We start from the raw sequence: 17142 nt of genomic DNA on the forward strand, positions 1-17142 counted from the left end.
ACACGCCTCATGGCGGGAACCTCTGACCTCAAGGAACTGCTGACGCGCAACATGCGTCAGAGCGGTATCTACATCGCGTTCGTGCTCATCGTCGTGCTGTTCACGATCTTCACCGGGGGAGCGCTGCTGAGCCCCGGCAACCTGACCAACCTGGTGCTGCAGTACTCCTACATCCTGATCCTCGCGATCGGGATGGTGCTGATCATCGTCGCCGGGCACATCGACCTCTCCGTGGGTTCGGTGGTCGCCCTGACCGGCGCGGTCTCGGCCGTCGTGGTGATCGGCAACGGGATGCCCTGGTGGATGGGCGTCCTGGCGGCGCTGGGCACCGGCGTGCTGGTCGGCCTGTGGCAGGGCTTCTGGGTGGCGTTCGTCGGCATCCCCGCCTTCATCGTCACCCTCGCGGGCATGCTCATCTTCCGCGGCATGACCATGCAGGTCCTCGGCAACGTGTCCCTCTCGCCGTTCCCGAACGAGTATCAGTACATCTCCGGCGGCTTCCTCAACGGCCTCATGGGCGGGTACGGGTACGACGCCTTCACGCTGTTCCTCGCGGCCGCGCTGGTCGTGGTCTTCGTGATCCAGCAGTACCGCGGGCGTCTGGCGAAGCTGAAGTACAGCCAGCCCGTCGAGGCCCTGTGGCTGTTCATCCTGAAGAACATCCTGGTCGCGGCCGTGGTCATGGCTTTCGCCTGGCAGCTCGCCAACGCGCGCGGCCTGCCGGTGGTGCTGATCCTGCTGGCCGCCCTGATCCTGATCTACGGATTCGTCAGCCAGCGCACCATCATCGGTCGTCACGTCTACGCCATGGGCGGCAACCTCCAGGCCGCGAAGCTCTCCGGCGTCAAGACCCGGCGCGTGAACATGCTGCTGTTCATCAACATGGGCCTGCTCTCCGCGGTGGCGGGCATCGTCTACTCGGCGCGCTCGAACAGCGCGCAGCCGGGTGCCGGCGAGATGTTCGAGCTCGACGCGATCGCCGCGGCGTTCATCGGTGGTGCGGCCGTGACCGGTGGCATCGGCAAGGTCCAGGGCGCGATCATCGGCGGCCTGATCATGGCCGTGATGTCCAACGGCATGCAGATCATGGGCATCCACCAGTCCACGCAGTCCGTCGTCCGCGGCGTGGTGCTCGTGCTCGCCGTCGCCTTCGACGTGTGGAACAAGAAGCGGGCATCTGCGGGAAGCTGAGCAGCTGAGCAGCGGGAAGCTGAGCAGCTGGGCAGCGGGAAGCTGACCAGCTGGTTCAGCCGACCAGCTGAGCCGTGGCAAGAAGGTGTAGCTGAGCGGACCGTGACCCCTCGCAGAGAGGGTCGCGGTCCGCTCAGCTACATATTTGTGCCATGCCGCCGGGACAGAGCCGGCACCGCCGGGAGGCGCGCTTCGTCTGTGCTGGTCACAGGGTCGCGCGAGAGCCGGCGAATCGTCGCTCGCCGATCCGTTGCGCACCGACCTACAACGATGTAAAGTCCGGGAACACGTAGTCACGTGACGCAGTGCACTCGCACTGATCGCGGGCGCTCGTGGTGCACGGGCATCGATCCACGTCGGTGGGCGGTCCGAGCGGTACGACGCACAGGCCACCGTCGGCCTGTCGCACATGGCTACCGACCCGGCGGGTTCCGCACGGAGCCCGCGCATTCGTCTCACCGTGATGCCGCTCGGCACCACGGACACCTGATCCCGATGGAGCGATGAGATGAGGACACGTCCACCCCGCCCCGCCCTCGCGCACGGGCCCGGCTCACCGGCCATCAGCCGTCGAAGGCTCTTCGGTGCCGGAGCGCTCGCTGCATCCTCGCTGTCCCTGGCGGGCTGTTCCACACCTCTGGCCGCCGGCCTGCTCGGCTCGGAGCTCGATCCAGGCACCGTGGTGTTCTGGAACCTCTTCGGCGGCGGCGACGGGGTCCGCATGCAGGACATGCAGGCGGGCTACCGCGAGATCTATGGTGCCGATTCGCTCGAGGCCACCACGCTGACCTGGGGCAATCCGTACTACTCCAAGCTCACGCTGGCCACGGTGGGCAACAAGCCGCCCGATGTCGCGGTCTCCCACCTCACCCGCGCCAAGCCGCTGTGGGACGGCGGCATTCTCGACCCCATCACCGAGGAGGACCTGGCGAGCGTCGGTCTCTCCAGCGCCGACTTCGCCTCCCAGCCGTGGGAGGCTCAGATCACCGACGGCCAGAACATCGCCATCCCTCTGGACACCCATCCGTTCACGCTCTTCTACAACCGCGATGTCTGCGAACAGGCCGGGCTGCTGGACGGTGACGGCCTGCTCGTCGACCTCACCGGGATGGATACCTTCGAGGCGGCTCTCGAAGAGATCAGCGCCGTCACGGGCGGGATCGCCCTGACCGTCGCCAACGTGGCTGAGATCGCGACGCCCTGGCGCTTCTTCTGGACGTTGTACAACCAGATCGAGGGTGTCACTCCCTTCCTCTCCGACGACGGCGCCACGATCAGCGTGGACGAGGATGCCTTCCTCGAGGTCACCTCCAGGACGCAGAGCTGGGTGGAGAAGGGCTGGCTGAACCAGGGCCTCGACTACGCGACCTCGCAGACACAGATGTTCACCGGCCAGGCGGGCTTCTACATGCAGGGCGAATGGGAGATCGCCACCGCGCAGTCGATCGAGGGTCTCGACTTCGGGATGGCCCCGATCCCTCAGCTCTACGACCAGCCTGCTGTCCAGGCCGACTCCCACACGTTCATCCTTCCCCGGAAGGACCGCACGCCCGAGCAGCGCCAGCAGGCGATGCAGTTCATCAAGACGATGCTCGAGCAGAGCATGACCTGGGCCGAGGGCGGGCACGTGCCCGCCTACGTGCCCACCTTCGAGAGTGAGGAGTTCCAGAGCCTGGAGCCGCAGAGGTACTACGCGCCGTCGGCAGACTACGCCGTCTATGACGATGCGGCCTGGTATGGCGGTTCCGGGTCGACCTTCGAGGACACCGTCGGCGCGCAGCTGGGACTGGTCCAGCAGGGATCCCTGGAACCCGAGCGGGCCCTGCAGGTGATCAAGGAACAGCTCGAGATCTACACGTCCACCCCGAGTCCGCTCTGATCCGGAAGGCACACTCATGACGACGACGTCTCCTGCTGTTCCCCGGCCTGCCGGGGTGAGCGAACGGCCTGCCCGTCAGGTCGACGCGAAGCGCAATCGCCCGCAGGCCTGGCTCTTCATCGCCCCGTTCGGGCTGTTCTACCTGGCCTTCATGATCGGGCCGGCGGTCTGGATGTTCATCGCCAGCTTCTTCAACACCTCGACCGTCCACACCGGGCTCGGGTCGTTCGCGGGCCTGGCCAACTACGCCGAGATGTTCGCCCGCGACGACTTCTGGTCCTCGCTGTGGCACACCCTGCAGTTCACGCTGTACACGGTGCCGCCGCTGGTGATCCTCTCGTTCGTGCTCGCGGTGCTGACCAACCGGGCCTCCCGCGGCCAGTGGTTCTTCCGCCTGGCCTTCTTCCTGCCGTTCATCCTGCCCTCGGCGACGATCTCCCTGATCTGGGTCTTCATCTTCACGCCGTCCACCGGTCTGTGGTCACTGCCCGGTCAGCTCCTCGGCCTCGAGGCCGGGGCAGGGATGCTCGCCGATCCGGCCACCGCGATGATCGGAATCGCGATCGCCACGGTGTGGTGGACCATCGGGTTCAACTTCGTGCTCTACCTCGCCGGGCTGCAGGAGATCCCGCGAGAGCTGTACGAGGCCGCCGCCGTCGACGGGGCCTCGCCGTGGCAGCAGATCCGCAGCGTCACGATCCCGCTGCTGCGCCGGACCACCGCGCTGGTGATCCTTCTGCAGATCATCGCCAGCCTGAAGATCTTCGATCAGGTCTACCTGATGACGTCGGGCGGCCCCGGCATCTCGACCCAGGTCGCGCTGGGCCTCATCACCGAGACGGCCTTCACCGACAACCGGATCGGCGCCGCCTCGGCCGCGTCGGTGCTGCTGTTCCTCATCATCATCGTGATCGCCATCATCCAGCAGGTCGTCGAACGTGCTGGTGCCGAGCGCAAGGGGGCTTCCTGACATGACCGCCACCGACACCCGCCGCAGCGGCAGCTCGGGCGTCTCCGCCGCAGCGCCAGCCCCTCGCCGGGACCGCCCCGGCGGCAGCGGACGCTCGTTCACCGTGGTCACCACCGTGATCCTCGTCGTCTTCGCGATCCTCTGGCTCATCCCCAGCCTGTTCGCCCTGAAGACGTCGTTGTCACCCAATGGCGTCGCGGCGCTCGGCGCCCAGGAGATCCTCACAAACTGGACGCCGACGCTCGAGTCCTACGTGACGCTGATGCAGCAGGGCGACATCTGGAACTGGTACCTCGCCAGCGGTGTCACCTCGGTCGTCACGGCCGTGCTGACGCTGCTGTTCGCCTCGATGGCCGCATTCGCCCTCTCACGGCTCCGGTTCCGAGGGCGCGCGCTGGTCTACCTGCTGATCATCGTCGGCCTCATGATCCCCAGCCAGGTGCTGATCGTGCCGATCTTCGAGCAGTTGAGGATCGTGCAGCTGCTGAACACCTACTGGGCGGTGATCCTGCCGCAGGTTCCCTCCGTCATCGCCGTGTTCATCTTCAAGCAGTTCTTCGACGGCATCCCCAAGGAGCTCGAGGAGGCCGCCCGCGTCGACGGCGCCGGACTGTGGCGGATTTACTGGGGCGTGATCATGCCGCTGTCGCGCCCGGTCACCGCGGCCGTCGCGATCCTCACCTTCGTGTGGACCTGGAACAACCTGCTGCTGCCGCTGTTCGTGATGTCCAACCCGGCGCTGATGACCATCCCGGTCGGACTGGCGACGGTCCAGGGCAGCTTCGGCCTGCGCTACGCCGACATCCAGGCGGGCGCGATCCTGGCTGCGCTCCCGCTGGTGGTGCTGTACATGTTCTTCCAGCGCCAGATCGTCGAAGGCGTGACGGGGTCCGGCCTGAAGGGCTGAGCGCACGCCGGAGCGGCGGGCTGATTCCCGTCGCTCCCGGGTCACCAGGGTCTGCGCCCTGTCGAGGACACGCTTACCGGCTTCACCGATACCGCTCGGCGCGGATCGGGGGAGCCGGTTTGTCGTGCGCCTGAGTGCAGGTGGCCCGCGTGATGTTGACGGCCGCTTTACAGCGCTGTAAGTTCAGCATGGCGCACGCGGGTCTCCCAGGGCCGGGAGGCTCACGGACTACCGGGCGGCCCCGCTGGGAACCGTCCGACCCGCACTCGACCACGAAGAGGTGGACAGGATCATGCTCGGAACGTCTCGCGGAGGAACGCCCGTACGTCGACGCACTCTTCTGCAGGGTGCCGGGGCACTGGGCGCGCTCGGCAGCCTCGGAGCACTGTCCGGGTGCGCCGGGGCGAACGCTCGTGCCTCGGACGACATCGCCTTCTGGCATCTCATGACGGGGTCCGACGGCGAGACCATGGGCGAACTCGTGGATGAGTACATGGCCTCCGACGGTGCCGCCACGGTGAGCCAGACAGTGCTTGCGTGGGGAGCTCCGTACTACACGAAGCTGGCCATGGCCTCAGCCGGAGGCCGCGCGCCCGATGTCGCCGTCATGCATGCCTCCCGTGTTCCCGGGTACGCGCCAGGGGGTCTGCTGGACGAGTGGGACATCGACCTGCTCGCCGAGTTCGGCGTCCGGAAGCAGGACTTCCCCGAGTTGATCTGGGAGAAGATGTTCTTCGAGGACAAGCTCACGGCGATCGCTCTGGACTCTCACCCCTTCGTCCTCTACTACAACACCGAGATCGCCGAGTCCGCCGGTGTGCTCGACAGCGACGGTCTGCTGATGCCTACAGATACTCCGGAGGACTTCCGGGCGATGGCTCTGGAGCTCGGGGCCAAGGCGCCCAGCGGGTACGGCCTGTCCTGGGGGTATCTCGCAGACGCCTCGAACCAGTGGCGGATGTTCTCGACGTACTACGCGCAGATGGGCGGCACCATAGACCTGCCGGTCGGCGGCAAGATGCAGTATCAGGAGGAGATCGTCGTCGAGGCGATCGAATGGATCCTCTCGCTGATCGACGGCGAGGTGGGCAACCCCAGTCATGACGGCGGCACGGCTGTCTCCGAATTCGCGACGGGCAGTTCAGGCGGTCTCTTCGGCGGCGTCTGGGAGATCGGCGGGCTTGAGGGGCTTCCGTTCGACATGACCGTGATTCCTGGCGTATTCGGCGATCCTGCCGCCTTCGCGGATTCCCATACGTTCGTGCTGCCCCACCAGTCGACCCCCGACGAGGAGCGGCGCCGCAATGTCCATCGAATGGTCGCCTATGTCCTGCAGAACTCGTTGAACTGGGCGGGCGCGGGGCACATCCCGGCCTATACGCCGGTGGTCGAGTCGCCGGAGTACGCGGAACTGACACCGCAGGCCCACTACGCCGACGCCATCGATCACCTCGTCTACGACCCGCCCGCGTGGTTCACCGGCGCCGGCAGCGACTTCCACAACTACTTCGGCAACGACATGCAGAACGTCTGGGCACGGCGCACGGACCCCCTTGACGGCTGGAACGCCTTCGTCGCCCGCATCAACGCACTGCTGCAGAAGCCTGCCCCGGTGTGAGAGCCCGGCACCGCGTCCTTCCTGTACCGCTCAGTTCGCCCGTCGAAGGAGACGATCGATGATGACGACCGACGGCCTGGCCGCCCCTCCGGGCGGAAGCGCGCCACCTGTCGCCCCCGGTGCTGCCGAGCACCTGTCAGCCGGCCGGAAACGCCGGCGCCGCTCCGAGAACCTACGCGGGTGGCTGTACTGCAGTCCCTTCCTTGCGGCCTTCGTGCTGTTCCTCATCTGGCCGACGGTCTACGGGCTGTGGATGAGCTTCACCAGTGCGAGCCTGGCCGGGACCAACACCGAATTCGTGGGGCTGGACAACTGGGTGGAGGCCCTCGGCGACCCGATCGTGTGGCGCTCGCTGGGCAACACGGTCTGGTTCACTGTGCTCTCGACGATCCCGCTGGTCGTCGTAGCGATGCTGATGGCCGTCCTGGTGAACCTGGGGCTCCCGGGGCAGTGGTTCTGGCGCCTGTCCTTCTTCCTGCCGTTCCTGCTGGCCTCGACCGTGGTCTCCCAATTCTGGGCATGGATGTACAACCCGCAACTGGGCCTGATCAATACGTTCCTGGGCTGGTTCGGGGTGACGGGACCGGCCTGGTTGCAGGATCCGGGCACCGCGATGATCGCGGTGGTCGTGACCACCGTATGGTGGACGATCGGTTTCAACTTCCTGCTCTACCTCGCTGCGCTGCAGAACATCCCTGACCACCTCTACGAGGCGGCATCGCTGGATGGGGCCGGAGGGCTTCGCAAGTTCCTTTCGATCACCCTGCCGCAACTCGCCCCCACGACGGTGCTGGTGCTGGTACTGCAGCTGCTGGCATCGCTGAAGGTCTTCGATCAGATCTATCAGATGACCGGCGGCGGCCCGGGCGGCGCGACCCGCCCGATTCTCGTCTACATCTACGAGGCCGGCTTCACCGGCTACCGCCTCGGGTATGCCTCGGCCATCTCATACATCTTCTTCTTCATGATCATCATCGTCTCGGTCGCCTACATGGTGATCTCGTCCCGCCGGAGCGTGAAGGCATGAGCGCCGCTGCCCCCACCAGCCCTGCCCGGATCCCGACCACCATGGCTCGGAATGCCGGTGCCGTCGCGGCCGTGCCGAAGCGGCGTCGCGCGCCCACGCCCACCCGCATCATCGCGTTCGTCATCCTGGCTGTGCTTGCGCTGTCCTGGCTCGTGCCGGTGCTGTGGGCGGCACTGACATCGTTCAAGACGGAGGCCGAGGCCGCCGCGATGCCAGTCACGATCATTCCGGAGCAGGGCTTCACGCTGGCGGCGTACGTGAATGTGCTGACCGAGGGCCTCGTACCCCGGTGGGCCTGGAACAGCCTGCTGACCTCGACCCTCGTCACGCTGATCACCGTGACGATCTCGGCACTGGCCGGCTATGCGCTCTCGCGGCTGAAATTCGCGGGACGCCAGATGATCATCGCGCTGATCGTCGCCTCGATCATGATCCCGGCACAGATCCTCATCGTGCCGCTGTTCCAGCTGATGCTGACGCTGGATCTGGTCGATACCTACTGGGGGATCATCCTGCCGCAGGTCGTCGCGGCCCCAATGGTGTTCATCCTCAAGAAGTTCTTCGACCAGATACCGTTCGAGCTCGAGGAGGCGGCGCTGATGGATGGCGCGAGCCGGCTGCGGATCTTCTGGAGCATCGTGCTGCCGTTGTCGCGCCCGATCCTCGGTGCAGTCGCGATATTCGTGTTCATCGGCGCCTGGAACAACTTCCTGTGGCCGTTCATCGTCATCAACGACTCGAACCTGATGACTCTCCCGACGGGCCTGCAGACCGTCGTCAGCGCCTATGGAGTCCAGTACGCCCAGAGCATGGCCCAGGCGATGCTCGCGGCCCTGCCGCTGATCGTGGTGTTCATGTTCTTCCAGCGTCAGATCATCCGCGGGATCGCGACCACCGGCATCGCCGGAACCTGAAGGAGAGCGTCTCGCACGGTCGGCACGCCCACCGGTTCCACCGATACGTCTCGCTCCTGAGACATATCGGTGGAACCGGTTCGTCGTGTTGCGCATGTCGTGCCGAGGAGGAGCCGCATATGTCGTCTTGACGTCGAGGAGAGCCCGGCAGTCGCGGGTCGCTGCGCCCGAGTGATCGTGTCCTAGATGTGACATGGCGCACCGATTCTCACGTTAGACTCCTGCCAGCCCGCGACGACGCGGGGCATCTGGCGCATCGAAGGAGATGGCAATGACCGGCAGATATGGATTCTCACGACGTCACGCTCTGGGCCTCGGCGGGGTGGCCCTGGCCGGAGCCGGCCTGACCGCGTGCGGCGGCAACACCGGCGGGCTGACGGGTGGCGGGGGAGGTGGCGGAGAGACCCTCTCGCAGTGGTACCACCAGTACGGGGAGGACGGCACGCAGGACGCCGCGACCAAGTACGCCGAGGCGTACGAGGCGGGCACCGTGGAGGTCAACTGGGTCTCCGGTGACTACGCCTCCCGGCTGTCGACAGCGCTGCTCTCCGGCGGCGGGGTGGATGTGTTCGAGAACAACGCGATCGCCGTCGACCAGGCCGAGCAGGGCCGCTACGTCGAGCTCACCGACATCGTCGACCCGGTCAAGGACCAGTTCAACGAGGCCTCCCTGGGCCCGGTCACCATCGGTGACCAGATCTGGGGCGTCCCGATGCTGCTGGACCCCCAGCACTTCTACTACCGCAAGAGCATGTTCGAGGCCGCCGGCATCGCTCCGCCGGAGACTTTCGACGACCTCGTCGCAGCCGCCACCGAACTGACCACGCCCGACCAGAAGGGGCTGTTCCTCGGCAATAACTTCGACGCGTGCACCTACCCGATGATCTGGGCCGCCGGTGGGAGCCCCATGAACGAGGCCCGCGACGCCGTCGCGTACAACACGCCCGAGTACGCCGAGGGGCTCGCCGCGATCCAGCAGATGATCGCCGACGACGTCCTGCTGACCGGTGCGCCCTCGGACTGGGCCGATCCATCGGCCTTCGCCTCGGGCCTGGCCGCGATCGCGTGGGGCGGCTGCTGGGCGCTGCCGGCCCTCGAGGAGTCGCTGGACGACGTCGGCGTCTTCCCCCACCCGGCCGTCGGCGCCGGTGGGCGCCAGGTCGCGTTCATCGGCACCTGGAACGAGCAGGTCGCCGGCAACAGCGAGAAGGCCGAGGAGGCCAAGGAGTTCGTGAAGTGGCTGTGGATCGAGCAGGCGGAGTTCCAGACCGACTGGGCGCTCAGCTATGGCTTCCACATCCCCTCGATCACGTCGGTGGCCGATGCCGCAGACGCCCTCAAGGACGGCAACGGCCTCGAGATCGCGACGATGGCGAAGGACATGGGCGTGACCGGGACCCCCGAGTGGACCGGTGAGGTCAGCACCCCGCAGGCCGACGCGATCAGCAACATCCTCAAGAACGGCGCCGATCCCGCCGAGGAGCTCGCCGCAGCGGAGGAGGCCAGCAACCGGGTCCTGGACTCGTGAGCACGCAGGCCACCACTCCGTCGGGAGCTTCGTCCGCGCACTCCGCCGGTTCCTCGGCCGGAGAGCCACGGACCCGTCCGTCGGCCGCTGTCGACCGCGGCGGTCGGAGCCGCCACGGGCCCGACGGCGCCGGCCCTGTTCGCACCGGGCCGACGAGGATCAAGGGCAACAACCTCGCCTTCTGGCTGTTCTTCACGCCGTTCCTGGCCGGGCTGGCGGTCTTCACGATCCTCCCCCTGATCTGGGGCGGCACGCTGAGCCTGTTCGAGGCGCGCGGGACGGTGCTGCCCACCCGCTTCGTCGGGCTCGAGAACTTCACGGGCTTCCTCGTCGACACCGCGTTCCTGCAGTCGCTGCGCACGTTCATCGTGTTCGCCCTGTTCATCGTGCCGGTGACCATGGCCGCCTCCCTCGGCCTCGCCGTGCTGATCAACGGGCTGCCCCGGTTCCAGACGTTCTTCCGCTCGGTGTTCTTCCTGCCCACCGCGTGCAGCTACGTCGTCGCGTGCGTGGTCTGGAGGCTCTCGCTGTTCAACGGCCTGGAATCGGGCATCGTGAATCAGCTGCTGGGCGTCGTGGGCCTGGATGCGGTCTCGAGCTGGCTCTCGGCCTCGCCGTACTGGTGGATCGTGCTGGTCTCGGTGCGGCTGTGGCTGCAGGTCGGCTTCTACATGCTGCTGTTCCTCGCCGGACTGCAGGCGATCCCGACTCAGCTCTACGAAGCGGCCGCGGTCGACGGGCTCAGCCCCGGCGGGTTCCGCATGTTCCGCCTAATCACACTGCCGCAGCTGCGCACCACCTCCGCCGCGGTGCTGCTGCTCCTGCTGATCGCCGCCTTCCAGGCGTTCGACGAGTTCTACAACCTCACCGGCAACAATCCCGAGACCAGGCCTCCGCTGGTCTATCTCTACAACATCGCTCTCGGCCCACAGCAGGACTTCGGCACCGGCTCGGCCGGCGCCCTGGTGCTGACGGCGATCATGGTGATGGCCGGGCTGCTGCAGACCTGGCTGGTGGGCTTCGGATCCAACGACGACGGGGCCCGCACGGGTCGCTTCCGGTTCCTGCGGGGCCTCCGCCGCCGGGGCGCAGCGCCGGCCGTCGGGAAGGAGGGGCGATGACCGCCCAGCTCAACATCGTCGGCCAACGACGAGGCAGCATCGGCCTGACGCTTCGGTACGTGGTGGCGTCCGCGCTGGCGGCGGTGTTCCTCGTGCCGTTCTACGCGATGATCAAGACGGCGCTGTCCACGAACGACGAGATCTACTCGCGCGAGTTCGTGTTCTGGCCCAGCGACCCGCAGTGGCAGCGCATCCCGGAACTGTTCGCGGATCCGCGATATCTCGATGCCCTGATGAACTCGGCGATCATGGCGGTGCTCTCGACCTCGCTGTCGATCCTCATCGCCTCGCTCGCCGGCTACGCGCTGGTGCGAATCCCCAACCGCGCGGCCAAGCCGATGTTCATCCTGGTCATCACGGTGCTCCTGGTGCCGGCCCCGACGGCGTTCGTGCCGAACTTCATCATCGTCGCCTCCCTGGGCTGGATCGGCACCCTGCAGGGGCTGATCGTTCCCGGCCTGTTCAGCGCGTTCAACGTGTTCCTGTTCCGGCAGTTCTACGTGAACTTCCCCCGGGAGATCGAGGAAGCCGCGTACATCGACGGGGCAGGGTTCTTCCGCACGTTCTTCCGGATCGTCTTCCCCAACACGCTGCCGTTCGCCTCGGCGCTGACGGTGCTGGGGTTGATCGGCTCGTGGAACGCGTTCCTGTGGCCGCTGGTGGTCGCGGGCGACGGGCAGAACGCGATGACGGTGCAGATCTACCTGTCCTCGTTCCTGACCGCGCAGACCTTCGACTACGGAGGCCTGTTCATGGCGGCCACCGTCAGCCTGCTCCCGGTGCTGCTGGTGTTCTTCGTGCTCCAGCGCTACCTGGTCGCGGGCATCGCCGCGACCGGATTGAAGGGATGAGTGATGACCGCTGAACCGGCGTGGGAGGTGCCGCTGGCCGACCCTGCCGTCGTCCGCACGCCCGACGGGTGGATCGCCTACGGGACCGGTCCGGTGCGGGACGGTCTGGCCGTTCCCGCCGCCGTCTCGTCGGACCTCCAGCAGTGGGAGGGGATCGGCAACGTGCTCGAGGCCCTGCCATCCGAGGCGGGCGATTCGTATTGGGCGCCGGAGGTCTGCCACCGGGACGGCGCCTGGTGGATGTACTACTCGGTGGGCCACGACGACCGCGGCCACCGGGTGCGAGTCGCCCGGGCCGAGCACTCGCGGGGCCCGTTCCGCGATCAGGGGCTCGTGCTCACGCCCGACGAGCTGTTCGCGATCGACGCCTCGCCGTGCCGACTGCCGGACGGGTCGTGGTGGCTGTTCTTCGCCCGCGACGTCCTCGAGCATGAACGGCCGGGGACTCACCTGGCGGCCGCGCCGCTGCCGACGCCGACCACGCTGGGGGAGACGGTCCCGGTGCTGGAGCCGTACGCAGATTGGCAGATCTTCGAGCGGGACCGGGAGATGTACGGCTCCACGTACACCTGGCACACGCTCGAGGGCCCGCACGTCGTGGTGCGCGACGGCGTGCTGCTGCTGACCTACTCGGGCGGCTCCTGGCAGGGCCCCGGGTACCGCACCGCGTGGGCGCACGCCTCCTCGCCGGTGGGTCCCTGGGCACTGCCGGGGGCGGGGGAGGACGTGCTGCTGGCGACCGACGAGGAGTTCATCGGTCCGGGTCACAACTCGTGCACCGTCGGGCCTGACGGCCAGGATGTGATCGCGTTCCACGCGTGGGATGCGGAGCGCACCGGGCGCTTCATGCATCTGCGCGAGCTCCGCGTCGGCACGGACCCCGCCCGCCTCAGCGTTCGTAGGTGAGGATGCGGTAGCGCAGGCCGTTGGCCGCTTCGTGCCACCCGGACTCCGGATCGGCCGACGTCTGCCGGAAGGCGCTGGGGATGTCGGGGGCGGTGGTGTCCCCGTCGACGTCGAGGTCGATCTCGGTGACGGAGAGCAGATCCGCGTCGTCCATCGCCTCCCGGTAGACACCGCCGCCGCCGATCACCCAGATCGTCCCGTCCTGCGCGGCCAGCGACTTCTCCGCGAGGCGCAGCCCTTCCGGCAGGTCCCGCGCGCGTACCGCACCGTCCTCGGCGAAGTCGTCGTCGCGGGTGATGACGATGTTGGTACGGCCCGGCAGGGGGCGGAATCGGGGCGGGAAGGACTGCCAGGTCCGCCGGCCCATGACCACGGGGCAGCCCTGGGTGGTGCGCTTGAAGTGGGTGAGGTCCTCGGGCAGATGCCACGGCATCGTGCCGTCCGCACCGATCACGCCGCTGCGCGCCTGTGCCCAGATCATCCCGATGCGCGGACCCATCAGACCGCGACCGGCGCTTTGATGCCCGGGTGGTGCTCGTAGCCCGCCACCTCGAAGTCCTCGAGGACGTAGTCGAGGATCGAGTCCGGGCGGCGGGTGATCCGCAGGCTCGGGTAGGGGTAGGGCTCGCGGGCGAGCTGCTTGGTGACCTGCTCGATGTGGTTGTCGTAGATGTGGCAGTCCCCGCCGGTCCACACGAAGTCACCGACCTCGAGATCGGTCTGCTGGGCGACCATGTGCGTCAGCAGCGCGTAGCTGGCGATGTTGAAGGGGACCCCGAGGAACATGTCGGCGCTGCGCTGGTAGAGCTGACAGGAGAGCCTGCCGTCGTGGACCTCGAACTGGAACAGGGCATGGCAGGGCGCCAGCGCCATCGCCGGGATGTCGGCCGGATTCCAGGCGGTCACGATCAGTCGCCGCGACTCCGGGTTGGTGCGGATCTGCTGGACGACGTCACTGATCTGGTCGATCACGCCGCCCTCGGGGGTGGGCCAGGAGCGCCACTGCGCGCCGTAGACCGGGCCCAGCTCGCCGTTCTCGTCGGCCCACTCGTCCCAGATGCTCACCCCGCGCTCCTGCAGCCAGCGCACATTGGTGTCCCCGCGCAGGAACCACAGCAGCTCGAGCGCGAGCGAGCGGAAGTGGACGCGTTTGGTGGTGATCAGCGGGAAACCCGCCGAGAGGTCGTAGCGGAGCTGGCGGCCGAACAGGCTGCGGGTCCCGGTGCCGGTGCGGTCGCCCTTGGGGCTGCCGGTCTCCAGGACCTCGCGCAGCAGGTCCTCGTACGGGGTCGGGATGGTCACCGGGAGCGCTCCTCGATATCTGGTGTGGGCGTGGGGCCGGACGTGGGTGCGGAGGCATCGGCCGCTCTCGGGGCATGGACCGCCCCGGAGGCGCCGGGCGCGCCGGTCACCTTCGTGGTGGACTCGCGGACGACCAGCGAGTACGGGATGTCCACGACGCGGGGTGGCCCGTCGAAGCCCTGGATCCGCTCGGTCAGCAGATCCAGGACGGTCGCGGCCAGTGCGTGCTTGTCCGGGGAGATCGTGGTGAGCGAGGGGAAGGTGAAGGGTGCGTCGGGCGTGTCGTCGTACCCCGTCACCGCGACGTCCTCGGGAACCCGTCGGCCCAGGCGCCGCAGCAGCGCGAGCACGCCGATCGCCAGATCGTCGTTGCCGCACACGATGCCGTCGATCTCGGGGTGCGCCTCCAGCAGCGCCGTGGCTCCCTCGTAGCCATCGCTGCGCCGCCAGTCGTCGACCACCTGCACCGTGGCGGCCTCGGGCGGGAGTCCGTATTCGTGGATCGCGGAGAGGAAGCCGTCCCGGCGCAGTGAGCCGGAGCTGTGGGGCTGGTGGCCCTGCTCGGTGTCGATCGCACCCAGGAAGGCCAGGGAGCGCCGGCCGCTCTCGAGCAGATGCGTGGTCGCGTCGAAGGCGGCGGCCGCGTTGTCGATGCGCACGTAGTCGCTGCCCTGCGGGAGGGTCTCGGGCAGATGCTCGCCGATGAACACGGTGGGCTGGCTGGTGTGCTTCATCCGCGCGAAGAGCTCCTCCTCGAGCACCAGCGGATTGAAGATCACGCCATCGCCGAAGATGCGTTTGAAGCCCTCCAGCACCGTGCGCTCGGCCTCGCGGCCCCCCGAGGTGGAGTGGAGCACGATCGTCTGGCCGCGCAGCTGGGCCTCCTCGATGAACTCCTGGGCGAGATCGGAGAAATAGGAGAAGTTCAGCGACGGCACCGCCAGGGTGACCATCTTGCTGGCCCCGGTGCGCAGCTGCTGCGCCGCGACCTGGGGGCGGTAGCCCACCTGCAGGATCGCCTCGCGGACGCTCTCCCGGGTCGACTCGCGCACGTGCGGGTAGTCGTTGACCACGTTCGAGACGGTCTTGATCGAGACCCCCGCGAGCTCGGCGACATCGCGCAGCGACGGAGGGCGCTGGCGGCCAGTCGAGGAGTGCGTGGGCATACCTATCATTCTCGCACCGAACCGGGCCGCGGCGGCTGCAGGGCGCGCAGCGGTGGGGTCGGGCGACCAGCCCGACGCGCCCGTGAGACCCCGTTGACGCGGTCCTCTCGCTGTGAAAAGGTGTTTGCAACGATGTAAACCTGGTTGTCGCACCTGATCGTCGCACCTGGTCATCGCATCGTGTCCCGTCGCACTGTCGCGCGAACCGGCGCCCACTCCCAGAAGGATCCTGACACCGATGTCTCCTGCGCTGACCCTCACCGTCAACCCCGCCTTCCGCGTCGCGCCCGTGCGCCGCCGCACCTTCGGTGCGTTCGTCGAGCACCTGGGCCGTTGCGTCTACACCGGCATCCACGAGCCCGATCATCCCTCGGCCGACGAGGACGGCTTCCGCACCGACGTCCTCGAGCTCACCCGTGAGCTCGGCGTCAGCTCGGTGCGCTACCCCGGCGGCAACTTCGTCTCCGGCTACAAGTGGGAGGACGGCGTCGGGCCCCTCGAGCAGCGACCCGCCCGCCACGACCTCGCCTGGCACTCCACCGAGCCCAACACCGTCGGCCTGGACGAGTTCATGGCCTGGGCGAAGAAGGCCGAGGTCGAACCGATGTACGCCATGAACCTCGGCACCCGCGGGGTCGAGGAGGCCCTGGACGTGCTGCAGTACGCCAACGCCCCGCAGGGCATCGAGCTCTCCGATCAGCGCGCCGCCAACGGGTCGCCCCAGCCGCACGGCATCCGCATGTGGTGCCTGGGCAACGAGATGGACGGCCCCTGGCAGACGGGCCACAAGACCGCCGAGGAGTATGCCCGGGTGGCCACCGAGGCAGCCCGTGCCATGCGTCAGGAGGACCCGGACCTCGAGCTGATCGCCTGCGGCTCCTCGAACTCGCAGATGCCCACCTTCGGGGCGTGGGAGAACACCGTGCTGACCGAGGCCTACGACTTCGTGGACATGATCTCCGCCCACGCGTACTACTCGGAGAAGGACGGCGACCAGGCCTCCTTCCTCGCCTCGGCCGACGACATGGACTACTTCATCGACTCCGTCGTCGCCACCGCCGACCATGTGCGCGCGAAGCTGAAGCGCGACAAGCGCATCATGGTCAGCTTCGACGAGTGGAACATCTGGTACCAGCACCGCGCCGAGTCCCGCCCGCCGAGCGGCGACGACTGGCCCGTCGCCCCCGTGCTGCTGGAGGATGTCTACTCCGCGATGGACGCCGTGGTGTTCGGCAACCTGCTGATCTCCCTGCTGCGCCACAGCGACCGCGTCGCCTCCGCGTCCCTCGCTCAGCTGGTCAACGTGATTGCCCCGATCATGACCGAGCCCGGCGGGCGCGTGTGGAAGCAGACCACCTTCCATCCGTTCTCGCTCACGTCCCGCCACGCCAAGGGCGAGGTGCTCGACGTGCGGCTCCAGTCGCCGACGTTCGAGAACCAGCGCTTCGGCACCAGCACCTCGGGCGACGCGGTCGCGACCTGGGACGAGGAGACCGGCGACCTCACCGTCTTCGTCGTCAATCGCGACGCCTCGGGGCCGCTCGACCTGGGCGTGGACCTCACCGCCTTCGCCGGGCTCGAGCTCGTCGAGGCCCTCACCCTCCACCACGAGGACCCGTACGTGGCGAACACGGCCGACGCCCCCGACACCGTCACCCCGCAGAAGAACGACACGATCGCGCTCACCGACGGCCGCCTGACCGGTGAGCTGCCCGCGATCTCGTGGTCGATCATCCGCCTGAGCCGCACCGGCGCCTGAGCA

General features: G+C 67.7%; 15 protein-coding genes. 12 read left to right on the top strand and 3 right to left on the bottom strand.

The window, feature by feature from the left end; translation table 11 throughout:
* Positions 1-9: 9 nt before the first annotated feature.
* The 11 genes from mmsB (at position 10) to ACFQS2_RS10310 (ending at position 12912) form a co-directional block, all read left to right on the top strand.
* Positions 10-1191: a multiple monosaccharide ABC transporter permease gene (gene mmsB / locus ACFQS2_RS10260; protein ID WP_377793651.1), complete on the top strand. Its 1182-nt coding sequence runs from the start codon at positions 10-12 to the stop codon at positions 1189-1191.
* Positions 1192-1699: 508 nt separating this feature from the next.
* Positions 1700-3070, top strand: a complete 1371-nt coding sequence (locus ACFQS2_RS10265) for an extracellular solute-binding protein (RefSeq protein WP_377793653.1) — start codon at positions 1700-1702, stop codon at positions 3068-3070.
* Positions 3071-3125: 55 nt separating this feature from the next.
* Complete coding sequence (locus ACFQS2_RS10270; RefSeq protein WP_377793654.1) at positions 3126-4040, top strand: carbohydrate ABC transporter permease; 915 nt, start codon at positions 3126-3128, stop codon at positions 4038-4040.
* A 1-nt stretch (position 4041) separates the two neighbouring features.
* Entirely contained in the window at positions 4042-4947 is a 906-nt protein-coding gene (locus ACFQS2_RS10275) for a carbohydrate ABC transporter permease (protein ID WP_377018473.1), read from the top strand.
* Positions 4948-5239: 292 nt separating this feature from the next.
* Positions 5240-6565 (top strand): extracellular solute-binding protein, encoded by a 1326-nt coding sequence (locus tag ACFQS2_RS10280; RefSeq protein ID WP_377793655.1) that lies wholly within the window; start codon positions 5240-5242, stop codon positions 6563-6565.
* Between the two features lie 58 nt (positions 6566-6623).
* Positions 6624-7592: a carbohydrate ABC transporter permease gene (locus tag ACFQS2_RS10285; RefSeq protein ID WP_377793657.1), complete on the top strand. Its 969-nt coding sequence runs from the start codon at positions 6624-6626 to the stop codon at positions 7590-7592.
* On the top strand, positions 7589-8506 hold the full coding sequence (locus ACFQS2_RS10290) for a carbohydrate ABC transporter permease (protein ID WP_377793658.1): 918 nt from the start codon (positions 7589-7591) through the stop codon (positions 8504-8506). The genes ACFQS2_RS10285 and ACFQS2_RS10290 overlap by 4 nt, the downstream gene beginning before the upstream one ends.
* Before the next feature lie 271 nt (positions 8507-8777).
* On the top strand, positions 8778-10034 hold the full coding sequence (locus ACFQS2_RS10295; protein ID WP_377793660.1) for an ABC transporter substrate-binding protein: 1257 nt from the start codon (positions 8778-8780) through the stop codon (positions 10032-10034).
* Positions 10031-11155, top strand: coding sequence for a carbohydrate ABC transporter permease (locus ACFQS2_RS10300; RefSeq protein ID WP_377793661.1), 1125 nt, complete (start codon positions 10031-10033; stop codon positions 11153-11155). The genes ACFQS2_RS10295 and ACFQS2_RS10300 overlap by 4 nt, the downstream gene beginning before the upstream one ends.
* Positions 11152-12006: a carbohydrate ABC transporter permease gene (locus ACFQS2_RS10305; protein ID WP_377793662.1), complete on the top strand. Its 855-nt coding sequence runs from the start codon at positions 11152-11154 to the stop codon at positions 12004-12006. Before ACFQS2_RS10300 ends, ACFQS2_RS10305 begins: the two co-directional genes overlap by 4 nt.
* Positions 12007-12009: 3 nt before the next feature.
* The gene (locus ACFQS2_RS10310; protein WP_377793664.1) at positions 12010-12912 is read left to right on the top strand and encodes a glycoside hydrolase family 43 protein; all 903 of its coding nucleotides are present in this window, start codon (positions 12010-12012) and stop codon (positions 12910-12912) included.
* On the opposite strand, the gene ACFQS2_RS10315 is transcribed toward ACFQS2_RS10310, so the two are convergent.
* Genes ACFQS2_RS10315 through ACFQS2_RS10325 form a run of 3 tightly spaced genes read right to left on the bottom strand, consistent with a single transcriptional unit; the run spans position 12896 to position 15380 of the window.
* A complete protein-coding gene (locus ACFQS2_RS10315; protein WP_377793665.1) occupies positions 12896-13411 on the bottom strand; it encodes a dihydrofolate reductase in 516 nt (171 codons plus the stop codon). The two genes, ACFQS2_RS10310 and ACFQS2_RS10315, sit on opposite strands and share 17 nt — an antisense overlap.
* Positions 13411-14214, bottom strand: a complete 804-nt coding sequence (locus tag ACFQS2_RS10320) for a thymidylate synthase (RefSeq protein WP_377793666.1) — start codon at positions 14212-14214, stop codon at positions 13411-13413. Before ACFQS2_RS10320 ends, ACFQS2_RS10315 begins: the two co-directional genes overlap by 1 nt.
* On the bottom strand, positions 14211-15380 hold the full coding sequence (locus ACFQS2_RS10325; RefSeq protein WP_377018481.1) for a LacI family DNA-binding transcriptional regulator: 1170 nt from the start codon (positions 15378-15380) through the stop codon (positions 14211-14213). Before ACFQS2_RS10325 ends, ACFQS2_RS10320 begins: the two co-directional genes overlap by 4 nt.
* A 238-nt stretch (positions 15381-15618) precedes the next feature.
* Here ACFQS2_RS10325 and ACFQS2_RS10330 point away from each other — a divergent pair, with 238 nt between their 5' ends.
* A complete protein-coding gene (locus ACFQS2_RS10330; RefSeq protein ID WP_377793668.1) occupies positions 15619-17139 on the top strand; it encodes an alpha-N-arabinofuranosidase in 1521 nt (506 codons plus the stop codon).
* The last annotated feature ends 3 nt before the right edge of the window (positions 17140-17142 follow it).

This window comes from Brachybacterium sp. GCM10030267, from assembly GCF_042666875.1.
Classification (GTDB): Bacteria; Actinomycetota; Actinomycetes; order Actinomycetales; family Dermabacteraceae; genus Brachybacterium.

Excerpts from the sequence above, each read along its gene's own strand:
- mmsB (WP_377793651.1), top strand. The coding sequence starts at position 10 with ATGGCGGGAACCTCTGACCTCAAGGAACTGCTGACGCGCAACATGCGT.
- ACFQS2_RS10325 (WP_377018481.1), bottom strand. The coding sequence starts at position 15,380 with ATGCCCACGCACTCCTCGACTGGCCGCCAGCGCCCTCCGTCGCTGCGC.
- ACFQS2_RS10280 (WP_377793655.1), top strand. The coding sequence starts at position 5,240 with ATGCTCGGAACGTCTCGCGGAGGAACGCCCGTACGTCGACGCACTCTT.
- ACFQS2_RS10310 (WP_377793664.1), top strand. The coding sequence starts at position 12,010 with ATGACCGCTGAACCGGCGTGGGAGGTGCCGCTGGCCGACCCTGCCGTC.
- ACFQS2_RS10315 (WP_377793665.1), bottom strand. The coding sequence starts at position 13,411 with ATGGGTCCGCGCATCGGGATGATCTGGGCACAGGCGCGCAGCGGCGTG.
- ACFQS2_RS10290 (WP_377793658.1), top strand. The coding sequence starts at position 7,589 with ATGAGCGCCGCTGCCCCCACCAGCCCTGCCCGGATCCCGACCACCATG.
- ACFQS2_RS10265 (WP_377793653.1), top strand. The coding sequence starts at position 1,700 with ATGAGGACACGTCCACCCCGCCCCGCCCTCGCGCACGGGCCCGGCTCA.
- ACFQS2_RS10275 (WP_377018473.1), top strand. The coding sequence starts at position 4,042 with ATGACCGCCACCGACACCCGCCGCAGCGGCAGCTCGGGCGTCTCCGCC.
- ACFQS2_RS10305 (WP_377793662.1), top strand. The coding sequence starts at position 11,152 with ATGACCGCCCAGCTCAACATCGTCGGCCAACGACGAGGCAGCATCGGC.
- ACFQS2_RS10285 (WP_377793657.1), top strand. The coding sequence starts at position 6,624 with ATGATGACGACCGACGGCCTGGCCGCCCCTCCGGGCGGAAGCGCGCCA.
- ACFQS2_RS10295 (WP_377793660.1), top strand. The coding sequence starts at position 8,778 with ATGACCGGCAGATATGGATTCTCACGACGTCACGCTCTGGGCCTCGGC.
- ACFQS2_RS10330 (WP_377793668.1), top strand. The coding sequence starts at position 15,619 with ATGTCTCCTGCGCTGACCCTCACCGTCAACCCCGCCTTCCGCGTCGCG.